Source organism: Phyllobacterium chamaecytisi (assembly GCF_020164455.1).
GTDB lineage: Bacteria > Pseudomonadota > Alphaproteobacteria > Rhizobiales > Rhizobiaceae > Phyllobacterium > Phyllobacterium chamaecytisi.
In genome coordinates, this window is the sequence record NZ_JAIQWW010000013.1 from 1 (window position 1) to 26,501 (window position 26,501).

Sequence of the window (26,501 nt, forward strand, 5' to 3'; positions counted from 1 at the left end):
GAGACGGTGCAGACCTGTCCGCACCGTGTCATTCAATTCTATTCCGCCGCTATCTGGCGTCGCCTATCGACAGCATTTTCCATAAACCGGTCGAGCGCAGCAGCCTCATCGGCGCTCAAATGCAAACCCTTTTTTGTCCGACGCCACAATACATCTTGAGCCGTCACCGCCCATTCATGCTCGATCTGATAGCGCACCTCAGCTTCATAAAGGTCAGAGCCGAAGTGCCTGCCAAGATCGGCGACAGAAGTGGCCTTGCCAAGCAGTGTACGTGCCTTCGTACCGTAGAGCCGGAACAGGCGATGCGCATGGCGTGGGTCGAGAAATGGATAATCGGCTTTGAGCTTCTGCAGCTCCGCATCAAAAGCGGTGGCTGCAAAGTCGCCGCCCGGTAGCGTTCCGGCCGCCGTCCAAGGCTTGCCGCGCTTGCCAAGCTGGTCTTCGATCTTTTCCAGCATATGCTCGGACAAGCGCCTGAAGGTGGTGATCTTGCCGCCGAATATATTGAGCAGTGGAGCCTGGCCTTCCGGCGCGTCGGTCTTCAACACATAGTCGCGCGTGGCCTCCTGCGCCTTCGAGGCACCGTCATCGTAGAGCGGACGCACGCCCGAATACGTCCAGACGACCTGGTCGCGCTTCACTGGCTCGACGAAATATTCGCTGGCGGCAGCGCAGAGATAATCTATTTCGGCATCGCTGATTTTCACCTCGGCCGGATTGCCGTGATAGTCCTGGTCGGTGGTGCCGATGAGGGTGAAATCCTGCTCATAAGGAATGGCGAAAATGATGCGGCCATCGGTATTCTGGAAAAAGTAGGCGCGCGGATCATCGAACTTTTTCTTCACGACGATATGGCTGCCCTGCACGAGACGAACGTTGTGCGCATTATTGCTGCCGACGACACCGGTCAATACCTCATCGACCCATGGACCGGCGGCATTGACCAGAAGACGTGAGCGGACTTCTTCCGTCGCGCCGGTCAACCCGTCCTGCAGCGTCAGTGTCCAGTGATCCGCATCGCGGCGGGCACTGACAACTTTCGTGCGTGTGCGAATGACCGCGCCGCGATCAGCCGCGTCGCGGGCATTGAGCGCAACCAGCCGCGCATCGTTGACCCAGCAGTCGGAATATTCGAAGGCCTTGGTATAGAGCGACTTCAGCGGCTTGGCTGCCGGATCGCGCGTCATGTCCAGGGTGCGTGTGGCTGGAAGCTTCTTGCGCCCGCCAATGTGATCGTAAAGGAAAAGTCCGAGCCGCAAGAGCCAGGCTGGACGTAAGCCAGCATGGTGCGGAAGAACAAAACGCAGCGGCCAGATAATATGCGGCGCGCTGGCCCAGAGTACTTCGCGCTCCATCAGCGATTCGCGCACCAACCGGAATTCGTAATATTCGAGATAGCGTAAACCGCCATGGATGAGCTTGGTCGAACCGGAGGACGTACCACTAGCAAGATCGCTCATTTCCGCGAGGAAGACCGAAAAACCACGGCCGACAGCATCACGCGCAATGCCGCATCCATTGATGCCGCCGCCGATGACAAAAATGTCGTAGACCATGTCGACCAGATTGGACAATCCCTGCGCTCCCCATTTCGCAACGCACCATTTCTTCGCACTTGCGAAAGATATACGGAAGCATTACGAAACCAATACGAAACTAAAAGGAACTATACCGCGCATGGCTGCGCCGCACAAGAGCATTGTCAAATCGAAGTTTCGATGAGCCGTACATCCGCATCGACGCAAATCTGGCGGATTGCCTCACTCTCGCAGCGATCGGTGATGAAGGTGTGGACCTGCGAAAGATGGCCGATGCGAACCGGCGCTGTGCGCTCGAATTTGGTTGAATCGGAGACGAGGATCACATGGCGCGCATTGGCCATGATTGCTTGCGCCACCTTGACCTCGCGAAAATCGAAATCAAGCAGCGCGCCGTCGCTGTCGATGGCGGACGTCCCGATGACGGCGAAATCCACCTTGAACTGACGGATAAAATCGACCGCCGCTTCGCCAACGATACCGCCATCGGACCCCCGCACGACACCGCCTGCGATAACCACCTCAATGTCGGGGTAAATACGTAACTTATTGGCAACATTGATATTATTCGTGATTATCATCAGGCCCTTGCGATCGAGCAGGGCTTGGCCTACCGCTTCCGTGGTGGTGCCGATGTTGACAAATAAGGAGGCATTGTCGGGGATAAGGTCGGCCGCGGCGCGGCCAATCGCTTCCTTTTCGCTCGCAGCAATCAAACGCCGCGCCTCATATTCCAAATTCTGCACGCCAGAGGGAAACAGCGCGCCGCCGTGGATACGGTTGAGCAGGCGCTGGTCACACAGGTCGTTGAGATCCTTGCGAATGGTTTGCGGCGTGACATTGAAATGAACGGCGAGATCGTCCACGAGAACACGTCCGTGCTCCTTGGCCATTTCCAGAATTTCGGCGTGCCTGGGAGCGAGAAACATGGCTTGCGCTTTCATTTTCGTTTTTCTGCAGTCTATACGAAAACGAAAATGAAAGCTTATGTCAATCTATGGGTAAACGAACCCGGCTCATTTCCCTATGCCGTTGCGCCTTCGATGATGTCGAACCCTGTATTAATGATGGTCTTTTCGGCGGGCCGCTCGCGGCTTTCAAGCAATTTTTCGGCTGCGGTTTTTCCAATCAGAAAGCGCTTCGACAGGATCGTAGACAGAGGCATGGGCATGGCCTGGCCGATATCGAGTCCATTGAACCCAAATATACCGAGCTTCTCCTTCACGGCGATTCCCGCATGCATGCAGTGAAAAATGCCGCCCATCGCCATATCGTCATTCGGGAATACGACAACGTCCAGGTCGGGATGGGCAGCAAGAAGTATCGCCAGCGCGTCGCGCCCTGCCTTGGTCGAACTCGCGTCGGGATAGCAATGCTCTGCAACCAGAGACAGGCCAGCCTCCTGCAATGCCGAGCAAAGCCCTTCATAACGGGCACTGGCGCGATCGTCTGTCGTTACATTGTGCCTGGCATAGCCGAAGCGGCGATAGCCGCGCTGGATGAGATGTTTTCCCGTTTCATAGCCAGCCTGGCGATGCGACATGCCAACCGCAATGTCTACAGGCTCTCCATCGATGTCCATCAACTCAGCGACCCGGAAGCGGCCATGCTCGAGATGCCGACGCGCGGTCGGCGTGTGATGCAGGCCGGCGAGAATCACTGCTGCCGGCTGCCATGCAAGAAAGGAGACGAGAATCCGTTCTTCGATCAGCGGATCGTAGTCCGTGACACCGATCACCGGCTGGAACGCCGTTTCGGTGAGCGCCGTGTGGATGCCGCGCAGCACATCGGGAAAGACGATGTTGGAGAGCGATGGCAGCAGCACGCTCATCAAAGTCGATCCCGCAGAAGCAAGGCTGCCAGCAGCACGGTTCGGAATATAACCAAGCTCGGCGATTGCCGTCAGTACACGTGCTCTGGTTGAATCGGCGATAGGGCCTTGAACACGGACAACGCGTGACGCCGTGATTTCGCTCACGCCGGCAAGCCGCGCAACATCGGCAAGAGTCGGCATATCGGGACTTCGGTGAGCGTTGCGTTTGCGCGGCATTGGCACCAATCCAGTGCGATTGACAAGATTTATGACAGCGCTACCATAAAACGCTTGATGAATGCTAGTCAGTGTGCATAACTTTGCACCACGTTCTTATATATTAGTGCGACGAGCCCGGGAGGGGCTTGCAGGGAGGACTTCTTCTTATGCATGTTTTGGTGATCGGTGCAGCCGGAATGGTTGGCCGCAAATTGCTCGACAGGATCGCTGCAGAGCCCGGCTCCCTGGGTGGAAACATCGACAGGCTGACACTGGTCGATGTCATCGAACCCGCCGCGCCCGAACCCTTTGCCGCCATTTCCGTGACCAAGGCGGCAGACCTCTCGGACACTGGCGTGGCGGAATCACTGATCGCAAGCCGTCCTGACATGATCTTCCATCTCGCCGCCATCGTCTCCGGTGAAGCGGAAGCGGACTTCGAAAAAGGCTACAAAGTCAATCTCGACGGCACGCGCGCGCTGTTCGAGGCGATCCGGCTGGAAAGCCGAAATGCCCCCTACAAGCCCCGCGTGGTATTTGCCTCATCGATCGCCGTGTTCGGAACTCCGTTTCCGGAGAAGATCGGCGACGAGTTTTTCACAACCCCACTGACTAGCTACGGCACGCAGAAGGCGATTTCCGAACTGCTTCTGTCGGACTACAGCCGCCGCGGTTTCTTCGACGGGATCGGCATTCGTTTGCCGACTATCTGCATTCGTCCAGGCAAGCCCAACAAGGCGGCGTCAGGGTTCTTTTCCAATATTCTGCGCGAACCTTTGGCAGGCCAGGAGGCGATACTCCCGGTCGATGAGAATGTACGCCACTGGTTTGCCAGCCCGCGCGCTGCCGTCGGGTTCTTCATCCACGCCGCCACGCTCGATCTCGACAAGGTCGGTGCACGCCGCAATCTTTCGATGCCGGGGCTCTCGGCGCTCGTCGGGGAGGAAATCGCCGCGCTGCGCCGCGTGGCCGGTGACAAGGCGGTCAAGCTGATCCGCCGCGAACCCGATGCAACAATTCAGAAAATCGTCTCCGGATGGGCGACGGATTTCGACACGACGCGTGCGACGAAGCTCGGCTTCAAGGCAGAAACTGTCTTTGATGATATCATCAAGGCACATATTGAAGACGAACTTGGCGGGAACCTTGCGGCATGAGTAAAGAGGATTCAGGCAAGAAGATCGCGCTGGTTACCGGCGGCGGCACCGGCGTGGGCAAGGCTATTACCACGGCGCTGCTTGGCGCGGGTTATACGGTTGTGATTTCCGGTCGCCGCAAGGATGTACTGGAGGATGCCGCCAAGGCATTGGGGGCCGAAACAGGTGGCGCCGTAAGGGCGATATCAGCGGATGTCAGCGATTCGAAATCGGTCGCGGCGCTTTTTGAAGCAATCAAATCCGAGTTCGGGCGGCTCGACCTGCTCATCAACAATGCAGGGGTCAATGTTCCGAATATCCCGATGGAGGAACTCACCTTCGATCACTGGAATTCGATTGTCGGCGCCAATCTCACCGGCGTATTCCTGTGCACTCAGCAGGCGATGAAATTGATGAAAGCGCAAACACCACGTGGTGGACGCATCATCAACAATGGCTCGATTTCGGCACAAACGCCGCGGCCGAATTCCGCACCCTATACGGCAACGAAACATGCCGTTACCGGCCTGACCAAGTCGACAGCGCTGGACGGCAGACCATTCGACATTGCCTGCGGTCAGATCGATATCGGCAATGCCACAACCGAGATGACATCGAAGATGGCAACCGGCGTGTTACAAGCCAATGGCGAGACCGCCAGCGAGCCAACCATACCGGCGCATTATATCGGCGATGCGGTGGTGCATATGGCAAGCTTGCCGTTGGAGGCCAATGTCCTGACGATGACGATCATGGCAACGAAGATGCCGCTCGTCGGACGCGGCTAAAAATATTTCGACAGCGATTGAAAAACGTTGTCTCACAGAAATTTTGGAGGAGAAGGCATGGCATCGGTTGAATTCGCCAATGTACGAAAATCATTCGGAACACACCCGGTTATCAAGGGTGTCGATATCGAGATCGCCGATGGCGAATTCGTCATTCTCGTCGGGCCTTCCGGCTGCGGCAAGTCCACATTGCTGCGCATGCTGGCGGGGCTTGAGAACATCTCTGCGGGCGAGATCAAGATCGGCGGAAAGGTGGTCAACAACCTCGCGCCGAAAGAGCGTGATATTGCCATGGTGTTTCAGAATTATGCGCTGTATCCGCACATGACCGTCGCCGACAATATGGCATTTTCCCTGAAGCTGAAGGGTGCGCCAAAGTCGGAGGTCGACAAGCGTGTGAAGCCCGCAGCAGAGATCCTCGGCCTATCGCCATTGCTCGACCGCTTTCCACGCCAGCTCTCCGGCGGTCAGCGCCAGCGCGTTGCCATGGGCCGCGCTATCGTGCGCGACCCGCAGGTCTTCCTGTTCGATGAGCCGCTATCCAACCTTGATGCCAAGCTGCGCGTCGCCATGCGCGCGGAAATCAAGGAATTGCACCAGCGCCTGAAAACAACCACCGTCTATGTCACGCATGACCAGATCGAAGCCATGACCATGGCCGACAAGATCGTGGTGATGCATGACGGCCTGGTCGAACAGATCGGCGCACCGCTCGAGCTTTATGACCAGCCAGCCAATCTCTTCGTGGCAAGCTTCATCGGCTCGCCGGCGATGAATATGATCAAGGGTAAGCTTGATCCGAATGATGGGCTGAAATTCACAACAGAGAACGGTGTCGTATTGCCTGTAGTGAAAGCACCGGAAAGCGCCAAGGGCCGCACATTGATCTATGGTCTACGCCCCGAACACATGACAATTGCAGATGGTGGTATCCCCGCCGAAGTGGTGGTCATCGAGCCAACCGGGTCGGAAACCCAGATGATCATGCGCGTTGGCGGTGATCTCATCACCGGTGTTTTCCATCAGCGTATCAGCGCGAAACCCGGCGAAACTGTCGGCCTGTCGATCCACGCGGAGGCGACATATCTGTTCGATGCAGAGACGGGCAAGCGCTTGGCCTGAAGCTTAACGGCATCTGCCAGTCGGGGTGCAGATGCCGGATACAATTCCCCGCAAGCAGGCCCGGAATGCGGGAGCATTTTGAACAAGCCTTTCTAGTTTATCCGGTCGTTAAATGGAGGAGCATCAATGACCATCAACAGAAGACATCTACTCGGCGCATCTGCCGGGCTCGTGGCCGCAGCCGGACTGAACCGGTTCGGTCTCACACCGGCCTTCGCGCAATCGGCGCCCGCCTATAAACCGGAAGAGGGCGCGACCCTTCGCCTCCTGCGCTGGGTGCCGTTCGTTCCCGCTGAAGAAGCCGCATGGCTTGCCAACACCAAGAAGTTCACCGACGCTACCGGCGTTCAGGTGCGCATCGACAAGGAGAGCTGGGAAGACGTTCGCCCGAAGGCTGCCGTTGCGGCCAATGTCGGCTCGGGCCCGGACATGGTCATGAGCTGGTTCGATGATCCGCAGCAATATCCGGACAAGCTGGTCGATGTGACCGAGCTTGGCGAATATCTCGGCGGAGCACATGGCGGCTGGTATCCAGGCCTCGAAGGCTATGCCAAGCGCGACGGCAAGTTCATCGCACTGCCACTTTGCGCCATCGGTAACGCGGTCGTCTATCGCGATAGCCACATGAAGGCTGCTGGTTTCAGCGAATTCCCGAAAGATACGGCTGGTTTCCTCGAACTTTGCAAGGCCATGCAGGCTAAGGGGACGCCGGCGGGCTTCCCGCATGGCAAGGCGGTCGGCGACGGCAACAACTATGCCCATTGGCTGCTTTGGAGCCATGGCGGCAAGATGGTCGATGAGAGCGGCAAGGTCGTTATCAACAGCCCCGAGACGCTGGCATCTGTCAAATATGCGCAGGAGCTCTACAAGACCTTCATTCCGGGTACGGAAAGCTGGCAGGACGTCAACAACAATCGCGCATTCCTGGCCGGTCAGGTATCACTGACGGCCAACGGCGTGTCGGTCTACTACGCCGCCGTGAAGGATCCCGCAATGAAGGCTATCGCAGACGACATGCGCTCGACCAACCTGCCGATCGGGCCCGTTGGTCAATCGGTCGAGTTGCACCAGACATCGACGATTTCGATCTTCAAGCACACCAAATATCCGGAGGCCGCGAAAGCCTACCTGCAGTTCATGTATCAGGCCGACAACATGAACGCCTGGATCGAGGGTGCCAGCGCCTATTGCTGCCAGCCATTGAAGGAGTTCGCCGCCAATCCGGTGTGGACTTCCAATCCGATCCATGCCGCCTATGCCAAGGCTTCCGGAACCCTGCGGCCGAACGGCTATGCCGGACCGCTCGGCGCAGCCTCGGCGGGAACGATGGCCGACTATGTGCTGGTCGATATGTACGCGACCGCCGTTACCGGCCAGATGACGCCAGAAGACGCCATCGCCCAGGCCGAGAAGCGGGCGAACCGTTACTACAAGGTCTAGGCAACAAGACTGGCTTCCGCTGTCCCGAAAGGCAGCGGAAGCCAACTCATTAAGTTAATTTGGCAACCGGAGATATCCGATGACAATGACGACAACTGCGAAGCAGCCCTTGGCCTTCGGAAATATCGCCCGGAGCAACACCGCCGTCGGCTTGTTTTTCATGCTGCCGGCCGCCGTCTTTCTCCTGTGCTTCTTGACCTATCCGCTCGGCCTCGGCGTCTGGCTCGGCTTTACCGACACGACAATAGGCAGGGATGGCATCTTCATCGGGCTCGAAAACTATGAGGCGCTCGCCCGCGATTCAGTCTTCTGGATGGCGGTGTACAATACGATTTTCTACACGCTCATCGCCTCGATCCTCAAGTTCGGCTTCGGTCTCTGGCTGGCATTGATTCTCAACGAACATCTGCCATTCAAGTCGTTCTTCCGCGCCATTATTCTTTTGCCGTGGGTGGTTCCGACCGTCCTTTCGGCCCTCGCGTTTTGGTGGATCTACGATGCGCAGTTCTCGATCATTTCCTGGTCGTTGATGAAACTCGGCTGGATCCATAGCCCAATCAATTTTCTTGGTGATCCCAACAACGCACGCGCTTCTGTGATCGCAGCCAATGTCTGGCGCGGTATCCCCTTCGTCGCGATTTCGCTGCTCGCCGGGCTTCAGACCATTCCGCAATCGCTGCATGAGGCAGCGTCCCTTGACGGGGCGACCGGATGGCAGCGTTTCCGCTTCATCACGCTGCCCATGCTGACGCCGATCATTGCGGTGGTGATGACATTCTCGGTGCTGTTCACCTTCACTGACTTTCAGCTTATCTACGTCCTGACCAAGGGCGGGCCGGTCAACGCCACGCACCTGATGGCGACGCTCTCGTTCCAGCGGGGCATACCCGGCGGTCAACTTGGCGAAGGTGCGGCGATTGCCGTTGCCATGATCCCGTTCCTGCTTGCATCGATCCTGTTCTCATTTTTCGGCCTGCAGCGCCGCAAATGGCAACAAGGCGGACAGGATTGAGGGAGGAAACGAACATGAGCATTACCGAACAGACCAACCCGCATGTTCTCACCGACGACGCGCAGGGCATGAGCTATCTCAATCGGCTGCCGCGGCGGATCGTCGTCCTGTATCTGCCGCTTGCAGTCTTTGTCTTCGTGCTGATATTCCCATTCTACTGGATGGCGATCACGGCGGTGAAGCCAAACTCGCAGCTGACCGACTACAACAACTTCAGTCCCTTCTGGGTCGTGAAGCCGACGCTCGACCACATCAAATACCTGCTGTTCGAGACATCCTATCCAGGCTGGTTGTGGAACACACTGGTCGTTGCGGTGTGCGCCACAGCGCTATCTCTGGCGGCATCCGTTTTTGCGGCCTATGCTATCGAGCGAGTGCGGTTCTCCGGATCGCGCCCTGTCGGCCTTTTGATCTTCCTCGCCTATCTGGTGCCGCCGTCGATCCTGTTTATTCCGCTTGCTGTCATCGTCTTCAAGTTTGGCATCTACGACACCAAGCTCGCGTTGATCTTCACCTACCCGACCTTCCTTATCCCTTTCTGCACCTGGCTGCTGATGGGCTACTTCCGTTCGATCCCGTTCGAGCTTGAGGAAAGCGCACTGGTGGATGGCGCGTCGCGTTGGCAGATCCTCATCAGGGTCATATTGCCGCTGGCGGTACCGGGATTGATATCGGCCGGTATTTTTGCCTTCACTTTGTCGTGGAATGAGTTCATCTATGCGCTGACCTTCATCCAATCCTCGGAAAACAAGACTGTCCCGGTCGGCGTCCTGACGGAACTGGTGCGAGGCGATGTTTTCGAGTGGGGCTCACTGATGGCAGGCGCACTTTTCGGATCGCTGCCGGTCGTCATTCTCTACTCATTCTTTGTCGACTATTACGTTTCTTCCATGACCGGCGCGGTCAAGGAATAGCGGACACCCAGGAGCTCCTTGCAATGACGACTTCCCACACCCCGAAAAAACTTCGCTCGCAGGAGTGGTTTGACAATCCTGACAATCCGGGGATGACGGCGCTCTATCTGGAGCGCTACCTGAACTACGGCCTGACCCGCGCCGAGCTGCAATCGGGCAAGCCCATCATCGGCATCGCGCAGACCGGCTCCGATCTATCGCCGTGCAACCGCCATCATATCGAGCTGGCCAAACGCGTGCGTGATGGCATCATTGCGGCTGGCGGAATTCCTTTCGAGTTTCCGGTGCATCCGATCCAGGAAACCGGCAAGCGCCCGGGCGCTGCGCTGGACCGCAACCTTGCCTATCTTGGTCTCGTTGAAGTCCTGTTCGGCTATCCGCTGGACGGCGTCGTTCTGACGATCGGCTGCGACAAGACCACCCCGGCCATGCTGATGGGCGCTGCTACCGTCAATATCCCTGCGATCGCGCTTTCTGTCGGACCAATGCTGAACGGCTGGCATCGCGGCGAACGCACCGGGTCCGGCACGATCGTCTGGAAGTCACGCGAGAAGCTGACCTCAGGCGAAATCAACTATGACCAGTTCATGGACATCGTCGCGTCGTCGGCTCCGTCGGTCGGCTATTGCAACACGATGGGCACCGCGACCACGATGAATTCACTGGCCGAAGCGCTTGGCATGGAATTGCCTGGCGGCGCTGCGATCCCGGCGCCTTATCGTGAACGCGGACAGATTGCCTATGATACCGGCAAGCGCATCGTGGATATGGTTTGGGAAGATTTGAAGCCGTCGGATATCATGACCCGCGCGGCTTTCGAAAACGCCATCGTTATCAATTCGGCGATCGGAGGCTCGACAAATGCGCCGATCCATCTGAACGCCATCGCCCGCCACCTCGACATTCCCCTCGACAACGACGACTGGCAGGCTATCGGCCATGATGTGCCGCTGCTGGTCAACCTGCAGCCCGCAGGCGAATATCTCGGCGAAGATTACCACCGGGCGGGCGGCGTTCCCGCCGTCGTCGCGGAGTTGATGAAAGCCCGCAAGCTGCCACATCCAGGCGCACTGACCGTCAATGGCCAGAGCATCGGCACAAACTGCGAAAATGCCGAAAATCTCAACACGGACGTCATCAAGACCTATGATGCGCCGCTGAAAATGAAGGCCGGGTTTATCAATTTGAAGGGCAACCTCTTCGATAGCGCCATCATGAAGACCAGCGTGATTTCCGAAGAGTTCCGCGAGCGCTATCTGTCCAACCCGGACGATCCGGAAGCCTTCGAAGGCATTGCCGAAGTATTCGACGGACCAGAGGATTATCATCATCGCATCGACGATCCGAAGCTTGCTCTTAACGAGAACAGCATCCTGATCATGCGTGGCACCGGGCCGATCGGTTATCCGGGCGCAGCGGAAGTCGTGAACATGCAACCGCCGGCTTATCTTCTGAAGAAGGGGATCCATGCACTGCCCTGCCTCGGTGACGGACGTCAGTCCGGAACGTCCGGCTCACCTTCCATCCTCAACGCTTCACCAGAAGCGGCGGTGAATGGCGGCTTGGCTCTGGTACGCTCCGGCGATCATCTGCGCATCGATCTGAACAAGGGCACGGCCAATATTCTGATCGACGACGAGGAGTTGCAAAAGCGCAAGGACGATCTGATCGCGGCGGGCGGTTACAAATATCCGGCAAGCCAGACGCCGTGGCAGGAAATCCAGCGCAGTATGGTCGGCCAGCTCGATGAGGGCATGGTGCTGAAGCCAGCCGTGAAGTATCAGCGCGTCGCCCAGACCAAGGGTCTGCCCCGCGATAATCACTGACCTGGAGAGCAGGAAATATGGCGAATTCGATCAGGCGCTACGAGGGGCGGCACGCGGTCATTTCCGGTGGCGCTTCCGGCATCGGCTTCAAAACCGCTGAGCGAATTGTGTCGGAAGGTGGCACGGTTTCGCTCTGGGATGTCGATGCTGCCAAGATCGATGAGGCGCGTGCTGTACTTGGATCGTCGTCAACGCACGGTGTAAGGCTTGATGTCTCCGATCCGGATCAGGTGGAGAGGGCTGCAAAGGAAACAGCGGAGAAGCACGGCAAGATCGACATTCTGGTTTGCTCTGCCGGCATCACCGGCCCGAACGCCAAAGTTGCCGATTATCCAATCGATCAGTGGAAGCGCGTCTTCGACATCAACATCCACGGGCTTTTCTTCTGCAACCGCTTTGTCGTGCCCATCATGCAGAAGAACGGCTACGGCCGGATCGTCAATGTCGCTTCCATCGCAGGCAAGGAAGGTAACCCCAACGCCTCGGCCTATAGCGCATCGAAAGCGGCGGTCATCGGCCTGACAAAATCACTCGGCAAGGAGCTTGTCAGCGATGGCATCACTGTCAATGCGATTACCCCTGCCACGGTGGATACACCCATCCTCGAGCAGCTAAAGCCCGAATTCATCGACTATATGCTCTCGAAAATTCCCATGCAGCGCTTCGGCAAGGTCGAAGAGCTGGCATCGTTGATCACTTGGATCGCCAGCGAGGAATGCTCGTTCACGACCGGTGCCGTCTTCGATATTTCCGGTGGCCGTGCCACATACTGATTCTCCCAGCTAGAAAGGTTATCCCATGAAACTCTTGCGCTATGGTCCTGTTGGTCAGGAAAAGCCCGGTCTTGTCGACAAGGATGGCAAGGTGCGTGATCTCTCCGCCCACGTCAAAGACATCGCAGGCGATGCAATTTCTCCCGACGGCCTAAAGAAGCTTGCGGCTATCGATCCGGCAAGCCTGCCCGTCGTCAACGTAGACCGCTATGGTCCCTGCGTGGCTGGCACCGGCAAATTCATCTGCATCGGCCTCAACTATTCCGACCATGCCGCCGAGACGGGGGCAACGGTGCCACCGGAGCCTATCATCTTCATGAAGGCGACTTCAGCGATCGTTGGGCCTAACGACAACGTTGAAATCCCGCGTGGCTCGCTCAAGACCGATTGGGAAGTTGAACTCGGCGTTGTCATCGGCAAGCACGCAAAGTATGTCGACGAAGATGAAGCGATGGACCATGTTGCCGGCTATTGCCTGATCAATGACGTATCGGAGCGTGCTTTCCAGGCCGAGCGCCAGGGCCAGTGGACCAAGGGTAAAAGCGCCGACACGTTCGGCCCGACCGGCCCATGGCTGGTGACAAAGGACGAGATCGAAGATCCGCAGAACCTGAAAATGTGGCTCGATGTCAATGGTCATCGCTACCAGAACGGCACATCGGCAACGATGGTCTACGGCGTCAAGTATCTCGTGTCATACCTGTCGCAATTCATGAGCCTGCATCCAGGCGATATCATCTCGACAGGTACGCCTCCCGGTGTCGGCCTCGGGCAAAAGCCCAATGTGTTCCTCAAGGAAGGCGATGTCATTACGCTCGGCATCGAGGGACTTGGCGAGCAGCGCCAGGACGTGGTGCAGGGATAATTGACGATAGCAAGCTACCCCCTCATCCGACCGATGGCCGGATGAGGGGGTAGTACAAGCTAGTAGTCCTTTTCGAAGAACAGCCCAGCGCCGGAATCGCCATTGGCTCCCACAGCGCCCTTGGCTTTCAGGTTCGGCGTAATATCGAGATTGATGGTGCCCTTGGTGGAACCCGCCGCGCCGGCCTCGACGCCCAGATAGACATTGTCGCGGATATAGCGGCCGGCGCGCACGCCGGCGTTGCCTTTGCTGTCAGTAACGACATCGAGGTCATCGAGCCCGGTGTTCTTGCGCAGACTGTCCAGCAATGATGAATTCGAACCACCGGCAAGCTCGGCCGCTGCCGCAGCGAGCCGTGCGACCTGGAATGCGGACAGTTCGCTGATCGAGCGGTTGAAGATCAACCGGGCCATGACCTCATCCTGCGGCAATTCCGGCTGCGACGAGAAGGTGATTTGCAAGTCCGAAACGCGGCCTCTCACCATGACGTTCACAGTGATATCGGAGCCCTGCGTGCTCGCAACGAAGTTGATATCCGGATCAAGGTCGCCAACCAGAGTTACCTGGCCTTCGGTGAAAGTAATGCGCTGGCCAAGTATGCCCAGCCTTCCGCGAATGAGATCGAATGCACCGACCGGCTGGACGTTCGTCGCCGGACCGGTGATCCGCACGGAACCGCCGATTTCCGCATCGAGGCCGCGGCCCCGAATGAAAATCCTGTTGGGCGCGGTGACGTTAATATCGAGCCGCACTACGCTTGGACGTGCAGTTGGCGTTGCCACCTGAGGTTGATCAGCCCTGGCGCGTTTCAACGTCTGCTCAACCGCCTTTGACGGATCCTTGTGCTTGACATCGATAACGGCAGAAGAGCCGCCAAAGCTTTCAGGCACGGTAATTTCCGCCCGGTCGATATTGATATTGCCGGAGATAACGGGATCCCGCGTGAGAGGACCCTTGACCGCAAGTGCACCGGTCACGGTTGCCGCAACCAGAGTGCCATCCACATAGCGCGCCCTGTCCAGCTTGATATCGATGTTGGCCGGAAAGTTGGCAGCCGCATCGGTCGAAATCGTCCCGGTTGCGCTGATGGTGCCGCCGGTCGACAGGCTCGCATTGAACGTACGGATGGTGACCGTGGTTCCCTCCATGCTGCCGAGCAGGGTGATGCGCTGCAGGCGTAGATTGGCTTCTGGATCGACGACCTCGGCACCATTGGCAGAGAACATGCCTCTGATCTGCGGCTGAGCGAAGCTGCCGGATACGGATGCCGTAAGGTCGATGTTTCCTCTGGCCTGAGTGCCTCGATCCGCAAGGAAGCGGTTGGCCAACGACAAGGGAATATTGCCCGTGACGTTGATGCCGAGGCCGGACCCGGACACCGGAACATTGCCGCTTGCCGAAACCGTAAATCCTTGCGGGCCATCGACTTTGGCCGAGGAAAGCGTCAGCGTATTGTTTGCGAAACGACCCGCTGCCGCAAGCTGCAACGGGCTAAGCCCCGCCTCCTGCAGCGGCCTGGCGGACAGTCCGGCGCCTTTCAGGTCGAACTCGGCATTGGGTCTTTGCAACGTACCGGTGACCCGGCCCCTGCCGGAAATAACCCCTGCAAGGTTCTGGTTCTTGACGACGCCATTCAGCGCCGTTAGCGGGAAGCTCTTCAGATCGAAATCGACGCCGAGCTGTCCCTGTGCCAGGGGCACGGAGCCTCTGGCTGAAGCATCCAGCCCACCCGCCCCTGTCAGATGCGCATCGACATTGAGCTGGTCCGTGGTCGACGTGCCTTTGGCATCCAGGTTAAGCGCGTCGAGTCCGGCTTTTTTCAGCGCTGCGGCAGTGACACTCCGCGCCTGCATATCGAAATTCACGTCGGGTCTTTGCCTAGTACCCCCGACCTTCGCTGTGCCATTAATCTCGCCGCCAAGTCCAAGGTCAGGCTTGATGGTGTTGGCGATATCGAGCGGCAATCTTTGGATCGCAACGGCAAGATTGAGCGTTTCCGCCACTTCGCCGCCGACTGTAACCCTGCCCTGCCCAACGTCGAGCACGATATTGCCAAAGGACATATTGCTACCGGCAACATTGATGGCGGCGGGCTGGACCAGCCGCGCAGCGAGCGCGCCGCGGGTAAGCTCGGCATTTGCCAGCGACAGCAGGTAACCCTTGTCCGTTGGCTGCAAGGCTCCCTGAAGTGAAGTCCGTGCTCCATTGTTCAATCCGGCATTGAGCCTGAAGTTGGTGGTCTTCCCGTCCTGCGTTGCCTGAGCGTCAAGGTTGTTGACGACGATGCCCGAGGCCGAAACATCCGATGCAGTCACGCTGCCGTTCGCGGAAGGAACTTTGAAAATGTCCTGCGCGGCCAATGCGATCGCTGCCTTGCCGACGACGATGTCGTTGGCCTTGAGATTGTCGATCTGCCCCTTGATATCGACGTTCTGTTTCTCGTCGTCATGCGAAAGGGCAATGGTGGCATCAGCCTTGCCCGTGGCCTCGACGAGAAACAGCGCGGCAGCCGTCGAGACATCGCTGGAGGCAAGTGTCAGATTGCCGTTGTAGAGCCCTTGTTTCGACTGCGTAACATCGCCACGCAGTCGCGTTCCGCCTGCGATGAAGGAGATGTCGGTCAGCCGCTTTTCGTCCTGACGCAGCGCGATTTCCGTCGCAAGGTCGGCGCGGATGCCATCGAGGAAGGCAAGACCCGAGACCTTGCCATCGACGATGTCCTTATAGAGCGTACCGTTGAAGGTCAGATCGCCCTGCGTCAGCTTGCGGCCGGAAAGTGTTCCTTCGGGAACCCCGGCGTTGAACGCAAGGGCGATGATATTGTCCTGGCCGCGCGCGCTGCCTTTGACCTTCAAAGCTCCGCCTGCCTTCTCGGAAAGAAGCGCGAGATCGGTGAGGTCGAGGCCGAAATCGAAGTTCGCGGCCCCCGTCGCGAAAGTTCCGTTGGCCGTTACCAACGTTTGCGGATTTTCGACCCGGAAATTCTTCGCGCTCAGCCCGGCTTCGCCTCGCGCCACCCCGCCAGTGATCCGCGTTTCACCCGCCAGCACCTTGTCCGCCGCGTCTATACCAAGCTTCATGCCGGTGGCATGGCCATCGAGCATGAGATCAAAGGCCCCGGTGAGCGCTTCGACAAGGCCATTGGCCTTAAGATCGATCGTCCCGGCGAGATCACGCCCTGCCAGCGCCGAAAACGGCGCGAGACTCGAAGCCTTGACGAAGATGTCGCCCCGGTAGGCAAACTTGTCGATGGTCCCGGCCAGAGCCGTGCTGAATCCGTTTGCTGCAATCAATGCCTGCTTCAGATTGACGGGCGTTCCGGCTTTCCAGTCGCCATTGATCTTAAGCTGGATCAGTTCCCCCAAGGCTTCGGCGATGTCGGCGCGCGTGGCCGTGATACCGGCGACTTCGCCATTCACATCATAGGTCAGCGAGCGCGCCGTGGGATTGTCGATGTTCTCCGCGAGACCTTTAGCAACGAGATTGATGGATTTCGAGGCAAAGCTATCCGTGGTGAAGTTGGTCACTTCGACGGTGCTCGACCAATCATTGTTGGTACTGGTGCCGAAACCAACCGCCAGCACTGCCTTGTCGACCGTCGTCTGCCCACCTTTGACAGGCAAAATCACCTTCTTGCCGGTCGGATCGGCGATTGTCGCATCGACCTTCAGGCGCTTCAGAAAGCCGTCATTCGTCGTTTCACCATTCGCGTCGAGCACGAGAGCATTGCTCTTGATGTTCAAACGGTCCAGCGCGATGCCGCCGGCGTCGCGCATCACACCGTTGACGATCAGTGTCGTTTCATTGCCAAAGAAATCCCGAAAAATCGGCGGGATCAGCGCGGCGATTTCACCGTTGAGATTGGTCTTGAAACCGAGCCCGTCACTCTGACGGTCGAGTTTCGTATCGCCGGTGAGCACCCGCTTGCCTGCCGCATCGAGCGTCAGTTGCAACAGGAGATCGCTGAGCGGTCCGGAGCCTTTCAATGCAAGAGCAACCGGCGGTTTGCCTTCGATGTTGAGAAGATTGGCAACGATACCGTTTTGCGGCTCATTCAAGGTCAAGTCGAGATCGAGCTGCTGACTTTGATTGGCATAAGCAGCCTTGATCCGGAATTCGCCACCCGGTCCATCAAGGCGTTGCACCTGCAAGTTCGAATCCAGCGACCCGCTTTCGAGCGTCAGGTTGCCTGCCAGGGAAATTTCGGACTTGAGACCAAAAACACCATCGCCAAAAGCGATGCGCCCAATGTTCAACTGCTGCAGGATCACCGCCAGCGGCAGTTCCGGCAGGCTGAAACCCTTGGCCTCCGGAGAAGGCAAGCTCTCGTCCGGCAACGGCTTGCGCAGGATATCGATACGATCGGCAGCGAGCGTATTGATATCCAGCCGGCCGCGCAGCAATGCAAGCCGGCTCCAGACGATCCTGGCATTGGTGACCCTCAGCCAGATGCCTTCCCGGTCGGCAACCGTGATGCTGCCGATGCTGGCTTCGGAGGAGAGAACACCCTGAATACCGGAAATGACGATTTGCCGGTTAGGCGTGGAGAGCTGATTCTGTACGAAGCTCAGGAAGAAGGATTTCTCAGCTTCGGCGCTTGCAGAGTCCTGAGCCTGCGCATCTGGCGCGAGGATTGGGCTCATAAAGAGCAGGAGAAAGAGAGCTGCGATAATCCGGGTCAAAACGCCTGTCCTATGCCAACGTAGAAAGCAAAATCGGGATCGTCGTTCGTTCGATCGAGCGGCACCGCGAAATCGAGCCGTATCGGACCGAGGCCAGTATTATAGCGCAGACCAGCACCGACGCCGAGCCGCATCTGATCGGCGAAATCTGGAAACGACTCTTCGCCAACATAGCCTGCATCGACAAAGCCAACGACGCCGATCGTATCTGTCATGCGGATGCGCGCTTCGACCGAGCTTTCGACCAGCGAGCGACCGCCGATGACAAATGTCTCGCCATCGCGGGTCACGTTGACACCGACGTTGCGATAGGCATAGCCGCGGATCGAGCCACCACCACCGGCAAAGAACAGCTGGTCCGGCGGCAATTCAGAAACCTCGGCGCCAACGATGGAACCAAGCTTCAGGCGTCCAGCGAGAATAAAGCGGTTGTCGGCATCGAAACTGTAATAGGTGCGGCCTTCGGCCGTGAATTTGGTGGCGAAATTGCCGTACTCGAATTCATAGAAAGGCGAAATCAGTCCCTCGAGGAAATAGCCCCGTGACGGATCGACCTTGCTGTCCCGGCTGTCATAGGTAAGACCACCGAGGAGACCGGCGGTCAAAAAGTCCCGTTTGCCGAAGAAGTCATCGTCGAAGCGAGACTTGGAGACAATTGCACTTATCTTTCCGGTCAGTTCATCCGAGAAAATCTGCGTAAAACCTGCTTCGGCTGTGATCGAAGTCTGGGTATAGGCATCCAAGACTTCCCGCCTTCCAATCAGCGACGTAAAGAAATCTGTATCGGGCGTATAGACACCGGGTTTGGTGAAGGTCACGCCAAGCGTGTAATTATAATCCTCGGGACTATAGGATTGTGCGCCAATGCCACCGATCTTGGCATCGAACCGCAGGCGTTCGGCACGTCCGAACAGGTTGCGGTGAAGCCAATAGGCATCCAGACCCGCACCGTCCAGCGTCGAATATGATCCGCCGAGGCCGAAGCGCCGCAGCTTCTGCTCCTGAACGGCGACCGTGATCGGCAACAAACCGTTATCAGTAATCGCATCAGCTTCTTCGATGCGGGCCGAACGGAACACTTCGAGGCGCGACAGGCGCTTCTTTGCCCGCTCGATTTCGTCTGGGTCGTACTCGACGCCCGGTTGTAGACCTGTGATGAAGGCGACGAACTCGGGATCCATGCGCTCGGTGCCCGTCACCTGAACGGGACCAAAGACCGCGCGGCGATCAGGATCGACGTCGATCGTTGCGTCGACCTTGTTGTTGTCGTGGTCCGCAAGGACGTTGCGCGATACGATCTTCGCTTTCGGGTGGCCCTGCTCGCGCCACGCATCGATGGCAAGCCGTTCCGCCTTGACGATCGCCGTTGACCTCGCGATATCGCCGGGCGCAAATCCCTGCTTTTCCGGCCGGTCAACCATGTCCTTCCGGTCGAGTGTGGGCGGAGCCATGTTCTCGACACGGGCAGTAGCGAACAGGAACTGCGGTCCGGGATCGACGGAAATCATCACGGGTGCCGGGTTGGCCAAATCAGCGTCAATCGGAATATCGCTCGCCTCCCGCCCGTCGACCTTGATGCTGATCGTGCCGCCATAGCGGCCCTCCGCATAAAGCGCGCCGAGAATGCGGCGATAATCGCCACGCGCCTTGGCCAGCAACCCAGCAGCTCCCGAAGCAGGCTTGTCCTCGTCTGCGATGAGGCTGGAAGCCCCTTCGACCAGCTTTTTGGTGTCTTTATCTTCGTCCGAAGCAATCTCGACAGTGTATTTGTGCGGGTCAGCGATCACCGCATCAGCATCGGCATCCTTCTTTTCGCCCCAAAGATGAATGCCGAAAAGATCGAATGCATGGGCGGGCGAAACGAGCGCCGTACAAGCCAAAAGGGCTGCACCAAACAAACTGGCCTGTGGGCGCATAGAGCGGTTTACAGCCATATTGGATCAGTTCTGTTTCTCGGATGGCGAGACAATTCACGCGGAAGATGGCAAGTCCGATGTGTTTCCATCGGACGACGCTGCCTGACAAAGTGGGTGTCTGCCAGCCGGAAACCCTGCCGTTGGTTTGCGTTTGCAAACCAACAAGCTGTTAAACCCGCTGATCGAATTATCCGCGTTTCGCAGAAACGCGGTTCGATCAGTGGGCCGGGTGAATTCTGGACAAATCCGTCGGGCTTCGGCGTCGTCCGATGGAAAGGCATCGGCCTTGCCGAATCGCTCGACCTTGTCCAGAATTTCCTCCGGCAGAACGATTCAATCTGGCTGTAAACCGCTCTAAAGTCCATCAACCAGTAAAACCCCCAACTCAGACACACACATACGCCGCGGATACGGAGAAACCTTACCTGCGATCGATAAAATTCGCCTCCCGAGCTTAAGAAAACGATAACATGGGGGGATAGGCAGGCCAACCCGCAATGGTCCAATGCGGGTTTTGCAAGCACCCGGTTGTGGCAGTACGGCCACAAAAGCGCCCCGTATGGGGCACGAGAGGCATCACGTTTTGTTAGGACACTGTAATGTGCCGCTTGATTCACGCGCAATTGCGCTGCGCGCGCAAGCAAATTAGGCTATGGAGATCAGACTTGACCTCCGGAGTGAAATTTTATGAAACCCGTCTTCCTGCAGCTGCAATGCTTTCCCGGCAAAACCTATGAGGTGGCTGCTGCACTTTTCGAGCGCGAAATCGTCTCGGAGCTTTATTCGACCAGCGGCGACTACGACTTGCTGATGAAAATCTATATTCCCGAGGATCAGGATATCGGCAAGTTCATCAACGACAATGTGCTCGACATTGCCGGCATCGCCCGATCATTGACGACGATGACCTTTACAGCGTTCTGAACGAGACATTACGTCCCGTTTTATTCGCTAATGACGTTCCCTATGTAATGATCGGAAAATAAAGCGGCCCCGCAGGGCAACAAACCTCCATTCTTTTGCCATGGAAGTGGTTTTTCTATAAAGATACTTCCTCAGCAATTTACATCAGGAATTACGCAGATGCCGCCCTATCGTTCACGAACAACCACACACGGCCGCAATATGGCAGGTGCCCGCGGGCTCTGGCGCGCGACCGGCATGAAGGACGAGGATTTCGGCAAGCCGATTATTGCTGTGGTGAACTCTTTCACACAGTTCGTTCCAGGCCATGTTCATTTGAAAGATCTGGGCCAGCTCGTCGCGCGCGAAATCGAAAGTGCGGGCGGCGTTGCCAAGGAATTCAATACGATCGCTGTCGATGACGGTATCGCCATGGGCCATGACGGCATGCTCTATTCGCTCCCCAGCCGCGAGATCATCGCCGATAGCGTCGAGTATATGGTAAATGCCCACTGCGCGGACGCGATGGTCTGCATTTCCAATTGCGACAAGATCACCCCCGGAATGCTGATGGCAGCGCTGCGCCTGAACATTCCGGTCGTGTTCGTTTCCGGTGGACCGATGGAAGCCGGCAAGGTTATCTGGGACGACAAGGAAAAGAAGCTCGATCTGGTCGACGCCATGGTTGCTGCCGCAGATGACCGCATCTCCGATGAGGAGGTCCAGGCAATCGAGCGCTCAGCCTGTCCGACCTGCGGCTCCTGCTCCGGCATGTTCACGGCAAATTCGATGAATTGCCTTACCGAGGCGCTTGGCCTTTCATTGCCCGGCAACGGTTCGACGCTCGCAACCCATGCGGATCGGCGTCGTCTCTTCGTCGAGGCCGGTCACCTCGTCGTGGATCTTGCGCGCCGCTATTACGAACAGGATGACGAGACTGCCCTGCCGCGCTCCATCGCGTCGTTTGCCGCATTCGAAAACGCCATGACGCTGGATATCGCCATGGGCGGGTCAACGAATACTGTGCTGCATCTGCTTGCGGCCGCGCACGAAGGCGAGATCGATTTCACCATGGCGGATATCGACCGCCTGTCCCGCCGCGTTCCGGTTCTTTGCAAGGTAGCGCCCGCGGTTGCCAACGTTCACATGGAAGACGTCCATCACGCCGGTGGTGTCATGGGCATTCTGGGTGAACTCGACCGCGCCGGGCTGCTCGACACATCGGTTTACTCGGTGCATGCGGCCAATCTCGGTGCGGCGCTCGATCGCTGGGATGTCGTTCGCAGCAAGAACAAATCCGTGCATGATTTCTTCATGGCGGCGCCTGGCGGTGTGCCGACGCAGGTCGCCTTCAGCCAGGAGCGCCGCTTCGTCGATGTCGATCTCGACCGTGAAAAGGGTGTAATCCGTAACGCGGAACACGCCTATTCCAAGGATGGCGGTCTTGCCGTGCTGTACGGCAATCTCGCGGAAGATGGCTGTATCGTCAAAACCGCTGGCGTCGACGAGTCGATCCTGAAATTCTCCGGTCCCGCCCGCATTTTCGAAAGCCAGGACAGTGCAGTCCTCGGTATCCTGAATGGCGGCGTCAAACCCGGCGATATCGTTCTGATCCGCTACGAGGGTCCACGCGGCGGACCTGGCATGCAGGAAATGCTCTATCCCACCAGTTATCTGAAATCGAAAGGCTTGGGCAAGGCCTGTGCCCTTATCACGGACGGACGTTTTTCCGGCGGATCGTCAGGCCTTTCTATCGGTCACGTCTCGCCGGAAGCGGCCGAAGGCGGGTTGATCGCGCTTGTCCATGAGGGCGATATCATCGATATCGACATCCCCAACCGCAAGATTCACCTTGCTGTCGATGATGCTGTCATCGCCGACCGCCGTGCTCATATGGAAGCCAAGGGCACCGCCGCCTGGAAGCCGGAAGAAAAACGCAAGCGCAAGATCACCACGGCGTTGCGGGCCTATGGCGCCATGGCAACGAGTGCCGCACGTGGCGCTGTCCGGCAGATCCCGGATCATTGGGAATAAACGAATAGAGTGACGCTCTGGGCCCTCCCCACAAGGGGGAGGGTTAAAAGGTAGCGACTACTTCGCAGCGTCCGTGATTTTCGTCGTCCAGGCACCTTCTGGCTTTTTGGTGATGACCGGATCGGAACCACCGCCGAGCAATGTCTCGACTGTGCGATCAGCTGCTGCCACGTCCAGGACGCCATCGGAACCTTCTGTCAGCTTGTTGATTTCGGCAACCATGCGTTTCTGGTGCTTTTCCGTCTGTGCGCCACTGGCGTCATTGTCGAGCACGATGGTCGCGGCCTCATCCGGATTGGCACGCGCATAGTCCCAGCCTTTCATCGAAGCCTTGACGAACTTCGCGAGCTTTTCGACCATCTTCGGATCGTCCAGGCTCTTCTGCAGGACGTAGAGACCATCCTCCAGCGTCGCCACCTTCTCGTCCTCATACTTGAATGTCACGAGCTGATCGGCCGGGATCCCGGCGTCGATGACCTGCCAATATTCATTGTAGGTCATGGTGGATATGCAATCGGCCTGCTTCTGGATCAGCGGATCGACATTGAAGCCCTGCTTAAGAACCGTCACGCCATCTGGTCCGCCGTCGGTCTTGAGTCCAAGATGGTTCATCCACGACAGGAATGGATATTCATTGCCGCCGAACCACACGCCGAGCGTCTTGCCTTTGAAGTCTTCCGGTTTGGTGATGCCGGTCTCCTTGCGGCATGTCAGCATCATACCCGAGCGTTTGAACGGTTGAGCGATGTTGACGAGCGGCAAGCCCTTTTCGCGTGTCGCCAGCGCCGAAGGCATCCAGTCAACCACAACATCGGCGCCACCGCCCGCAATGACCTGCGGAGGAGCAACATCGGGCCCGCCCGGTTTGATCTCCACATCCAGCCCGGCTTCCTCATAGAAACCTTTGTCCTTTGCCACATAATAACCGGCAAACTGGCCCTGCGTGACCCATTTCAGCTGGAGTACCAGCTTGTCCGCGGCAAGCGCCGAACCCGCCATCAAAGTCATGGCGGCCAACCCCAGCGAAAATGCGATTTTGTTTTTCATGTTTTAGTTCTCCTCTGTTCTTGTTTTTTAGGTTCGATAGGAAGGATGCCAGAAGGTGACGGCCCTTTCGATGAGTGTGATCAGCCCATAGGATAGCGACCCCGCGAGGGCTGCAACAAATATTTCTGCCCATACCATATCGACATTCATGCGCCCGACCTCGGCCGAGATGCGAAAGCCCATGCCGACAATCGGCGAGCCGAAGAATTCCGCGACAATTGCCCCGATCAACGCCAGCGTCGAATTGATCTTCAGGGCATTGAAGATGAACGGCATGGCTGCCGGCAAGCGCAGCTTGAACAGGGTCTGAGTGTAGTTCGAACCATAAGTGCGCATGAGATCGCGCTCCATGGCGCCGGACGCGGCAAGACCTGCGACGGTGTTCACCAGCATCGGGAAGAACGTCATGATGACGACCACTGCCGCTTTCGATTCCCAGTAAGAGCCAAACCACATCACCATGATCGGTGCGATGCCAACGACGGGAAGTGCCGCAACGAGATTGCCGACCGGCAACAGGCCCTTGCGCAGGAAAGGAACGCGGTCAACGACGATAGCCGCGAGAAAGCCCGATCCGCAGCCAATCACATAGCCGGCGATCGCAGCCTTCAGGAAGGTTTGCTGGAAGTCTGCCCAGAGGGTTGGCACCGATCCGGCAATCCGCGCTGCAATCATGGAAGGCGGTGGCAGCAGTATCGGCGGCACACCAAAGCCGCGGACAACGATCTCCCAGAGGATCAGCAGCCATGCGCCGAACAAAACCGGCAGCGCGAGGTTGACTATTCGCTGCAGAGCTACGGATTTGAGCCGCAATCCAGCCAATCTCTGCACGGCAAGCCAGGCAAGCAACCATGCAGCGACCACCATACACCAATAGCCGATAGCGGGAGGCGCCATTGCGAAGGAGCCAAGCAAGCCGATCAGGAAGATTGCCGCCAAGTGGACCAGTATCAGCAGCGCGATCAGAGAACTGTTCGAAGCAGAAGCGAAGAGCGCCAAGGCGGATGCCGCGAACAACAAGGCAGGCGTTGCGAAGAAGAAGACTCCCGGCGCGTCGGCGCCGGTCGGCAGCACCAACGCCGCCGCCGCGAGCAGGAAAGCGACAATCGCGAGCGGTGAACGCTTCATGCCCGCACTCCCATGCGCCGGTTGACGAATGTAGCGATCAAGCCGATCAGGCTGACGAGAACCGCCGCCATCAGCGCTGCCACAATCAGCGCTGCCCAGATCTGAACGGTCTGGCCATAGTAGGACCCGGCAAGCAGACGCGCGCCAATGCCAGCCACCGCGCCAGTCGGCAATTCCCCGACAATGGCGCCGACGAGGCTGATGGCGACAGCGATCTTCATCGACGTGAATAGATAAGGCATGGAGGCGGGCCAGCGCAGCTTCCAGAACACCTGCGCCTTTGAAGCGTTATAGGTGCGCATCAGGTCGAGATACATGATCTCGGGCGACCGCAGGCCTTTCACCATGCCTACGGCGACAGGAAAGAACGACAGGTAGGTCGAAATCATCGCCTTGGGCAGCAGTCCGGTAATATTCACTGCATTCAGCACAACGATGATCATCGGCGCGATTGCAAGGATCGGCACAGTTTGTGACGTGATGATCCACGGCATAAGGCTTTTGTCGAGCGTGCGCGAATGGACAATGGCGATCGCGAGAAGAATCCCGAGAAGCGTTCCTAGGCCAAAGCCAAGCAGCGTCGATGAAAGCGTCACCCAGCCATGGTAGACGAGGCTGCGCTTGGATGTCGGGCTGATGTCGAAGACAGTCTTGCGGATTTCCGCCGCCACCTGATGCGGGGCTGGAAGGACCGGGCGCTCCTGAGCCATGGTATTCTCGATCAGCTGGCCAGTCGAAATCGTCGTGTTTGCTCGCGCTGCCTGATCGCGTTCAAAAGGGGCATTGAGGATGACGGTGAACACGTACCACAGTGCGAGAATGCCAATCAGCACTGTTCCCACCGGTATGACGCTGTTGCGGACGAAGTTCATGGCGTCGTCTCCGGGCCAACCGGCTGCCATCGATAGAGGATATCGGGCAGGTTCTCCTCATTATCGCCCTCGGTGCGCCGTATTTCCTTGAACCCCTCGCGTTCATAGAAGGCCTGCGCATCGCGGTTTGCGACGAATGTCCATAGTTCAACCGGACCGCCAGCCTCTTTCTTCGCGTGATCGAGCAATGCCTTGCCTACGCCTGTGCGACGTTCGCTTGCACGTACGTAGAGCGCACTGACGGTGTTGTCCGGGGCGAGCGCAACCATTCCAGCAACGTGATTGTCATTCTCGGCCACAAAGACCTGGAACCTCGAGAAGACAGTATCGCGATAAAACTCCGCGACATCTTCCTTCGGGTGAACGCGCGGCATCCATTTCGTCGCATCGATCCACGCGTTGACGATTTCTGCGCATTCGGACATGTCGCGCAGTTTGGCGGCACGAATGATCATCATGTGCCTCGCTGTAGC

Annotated in this window: 20 protein-coding genes; 11 read left to right on the plus strand and 9 right to left on the minus strand. The window is 57.8% G+C overall.

Going from position 1 to position 26,501, the window contains the following annotated elements; all coding sequences use genetic code 11:
• Positions 1 to 38: 38 nt before the first annotated feature.
• The 3 genes from glpD to LB462_RS18960 all read right to left on the minus strand — a co-directional run bounded on the left by glpD (position 39) and on the right by LB462_RS18960 (position 3,588).
• Positions 39 to 1,556 carry a glycerol-3-phosphate dehydrogenase gene (glpD, locus tag LB462_RS18950; protein WP_224511584.1) on the minus strand — a complete coding sequence of 506 codons (1,518 nt, stop codon included), beginning with the start codon at positions 1,554 to 1,556 and terminating at the stop codon, positions 39 to 41.
• Positions 1,557 to 1,702: 146 nt separating this feature from the next.
• Positions 1,703 to 2,467, minus strand: coding sequence for a DeoR/GlpR family DNA-binding transcription regulator (locus tag LB462_RS18955; RefSeq protein ID WP_112529765.1), 765 nt, complete (start codon positions 2,465 to 2,467; stop codon positions 1,703 to 1,705).
• 95 nt (positions 2,468 to 2,562) lie between these two features.
• Complete coding sequence (locus LB462_RS18960) at positions 2,563 to 3,588, minus strand: LacI family DNA-binding transcriptional regulator (RefSeq protein ID WP_112529728.1); 1,026 nt, start codon at positions 3,586 to 3,588, stop codon at positions 2,563 to 2,565.
• A gap of 149 nt (positions 3,589 to 3,737) precedes the next feature.
• On the opposite strand from LB462_RS18960, the gene denD reads away from it, so the two are divergent.
• The 9 genes from denD (at position 3,738) to LB462_RS19005 (ending at position 13,446) form a co-directional block, all read left to right on the plus strand.
• A complete protein-coding gene (gene denD, locus LB462_RS18965; protein WP_224511201.1) occupies positions 3,738 to 4,727 on the plus strand; it encodes a D-erythronate dehydrogenase in 990 nt (329 codons plus the stop codon).
• Entirely contained in the window at positions 4,724 to 5,494 is a 771-nt protein-coding gene (locus tag LB462_RS18970) for an SDR family oxidoreductase (RefSeq protein WP_224511203.1), read from the plus strand. The genes denD and LB462_RS18970 overlap by 4 nt, the downstream gene beginning before the upstream one ends.
• A gap of 57 nt (positions 5,495 to 5,551) precedes the next feature.
• Positions 5,552 to 6,616: an ABC transporter ATP-binding protein gene (locus LB462_RS18975; RefSeq protein ID WP_112529719.1), complete on the plus strand. Its 1,065-nt coding sequence runs from the start codon at positions 5,552 to 5,554 to the stop codon at positions 6,614 to 6,616.
• A 126-nt stretch (positions 6,617 to 6,742) separates the two neighbouring features.
• Entirely contained in the window at positions 6,743 to 8,056 is a 1,314-nt protein-coding gene (locus LB462_RS18980) for an ABC transporter substrate-binding protein (RefSeq protein ID WP_224511205.1), read from the plus strand.
• Positions 8,057 to 8,216: 160 nt separating this feature from the next.
• Entirely contained in the window at positions 8,217 to 9,068 is an 852-nt protein-coding gene (locus tag LB462_RS18985; RefSeq protein ID WP_370637233.1) for a carbohydrate ABC transporter permease, read from the plus strand.
• A 14-nt stretch (positions 9,069 to 9,082) separates the two neighbouring features.
• Positions 9,083 to 9,982 carry a carbohydrate ABC transporter permease gene (locus LB462_RS18990; protein ID WP_224511207.1) on the plus strand — a complete coding sequence of 300 codons (900 nt, stop codon included), beginning with the start codon at positions 9,083 to 9,085 and terminating at the stop codon, positions 9,980 to 9,982.
• Positions 9,983 to 10,005: 23 nt separating this feature from the next.
• Positions 10,006 to 11,808: an IlvD/Edd family dehydratase gene (locus LB462_RS18995; protein WP_224511209.1), complete on the plus strand. Its 1,803-nt coding sequence runs from the start codon at positions 10,006 to 10,008 to the stop codon at positions 11,806 to 11,808.
• A gap of 17 nt (positions 11,809 to 11,825) precedes the next feature.
• Positions 11,826 to 12,581 carry an SDR family NAD(P)-dependent oxidoreductase gene (locus LB462_RS19000; RefSeq protein WP_224511211.1) on the plus strand — a complete coding sequence of 252 codons (756 nt, stop codon included), beginning with the start codon at positions 11,826 to 11,828 and terminating at the stop codon, positions 12,579 to 12,581.
• Between the two features lie 25 nt (positions 12,582 to 12,606).
• Positions 12,607 to 13,446: a fumarylacetoacetate hydrolase family protein gene (locus LB462_RS19005; RefSeq protein ID WP_224511213.1), complete on the plus strand. Its 840-nt coding sequence runs from the start codon at positions 12,607 to 12,609 to the stop codon at positions 13,444 to 13,446.
• A 59-nt stretch (positions 13,447 to 13,505) separates the two neighbouring features.
• Here LB462_RS19005 and LB462_RS19010 read toward each other — a convergent pair whose 3' ends face one another.
• Both LB462_RS19010 and LB462_RS19015 read right to left on the minus strand, forming a co-directional pair.
• Positions 13,506 to 18,089, minus strand: coding sequence for a translocation/assembly module TamB domain-containing protein (locus LB462_RS19010; RefSeq protein WP_444358947.1), 4,584 nt, complete (start codon positions 18,087 to 18,089; stop codon positions 13,506 to 13,508).
• A gap of 35 nt (positions 18,090 to 18,124) precedes the next feature.
• Positions 18,125 to 20,062 (minus strand): autotransporter assembly complex protein TamA, encoded by a 1,938-nt coding sequence (locus LB462_RS19015; protein WP_444358909.1) that lies wholly within the window; start codon positions 20,060 to 20,062, stop codon positions 18,125 to 18,127.
• 669 nt (positions 20,063 to 20,731) lie between these two features.
• Here LB462_RS19015 and LB462_RS19020 point away from each other — a divergent pair.
• Positions 20,732 to 20,968, plus strand: coding sequence for an Lrp/AsnC ligand binding domain-containing protein (locus tag LB462_RS19020; RefSeq protein ID WP_112529695.1), 237 nt, complete (start codon positions 20,732 to 20,734; stop codon positions 20,966 to 20,968).
• Between the two features lie 159 nt (positions 20,969 to 21,127).
• Positions 21,128 to 22,981 carry a dihydroxy-acid dehydratase gene (gene ilvD / locus LB462_RS19025; RefSeq protein ID WP_224511217.1) on the plus strand — a complete coding sequence of 618 codons (1,854 nt, stop codon included), beginning with the start codon at positions 21,128 to 21,130 and terminating at the stop codon, positions 22,979 to 22,981.
• Positions 22,982 to 23,038: 57 nt separating this feature from the next.
• Here ilvD and LB462_RS19030 read toward each other — a convergent pair whose 3' ends face one another.
• The 4 genes from LB462_RS19030 to LB462_RS19045 are packed head-to-tail and all read right to left on the minus strand — an operon-like array spanning position 23,039 to position 26,486.
• Positions 23,039 to 24,028 (minus strand): ABC transporter substrate-binding protein, encoded by a 990-nt coding sequence (locus tag LB462_RS19030; RefSeq protein ID WP_224511219.1) that lies wholly within the window; start codon positions 24,026 to 24,028, stop codon positions 23,039 to 23,041.
• Between the two features lie 27 nt (positions 24,029 to 24,055).
• Positions 24,056 to 25,156, minus strand: a complete 1,101-nt coding sequence (locus tag LB462_RS19035) for an ABC transporter permease (RefSeq protein WP_224511220.1) — start codon at positions 25,154 to 25,156, stop codon at positions 24,056 to 24,058.
• Complete coding sequence (locus LB462_RS19040) at positions 25,153 to 26,028, minus strand: ABC transporter permease (protein WP_224511222.1); 876 nt, start codon at positions 26,026 to 26,028, stop codon at positions 25,153 to 25,155. The genes LB462_RS19035 and LB462_RS19040 overlap by 4 nt, the downstream gene beginning before the upstream one ends.
• On the minus strand, positions 26,025 to 26,486 hold the full coding sequence (locus LB462_RS19045) for a GNAT family N-acetyltransferase (RefSeq protein WP_224511224.1): 462 nt from the start codon (positions 26,484 to 26,486) through the stop codon (positions 26,025 to 26,027). Before LB462_RS19045 ends, LB462_RS19040 begins: the two co-directional genes overlap by 4 nt.
• Positions 26,487 to 26,501 lie beyond the last annotated feature (15 nt).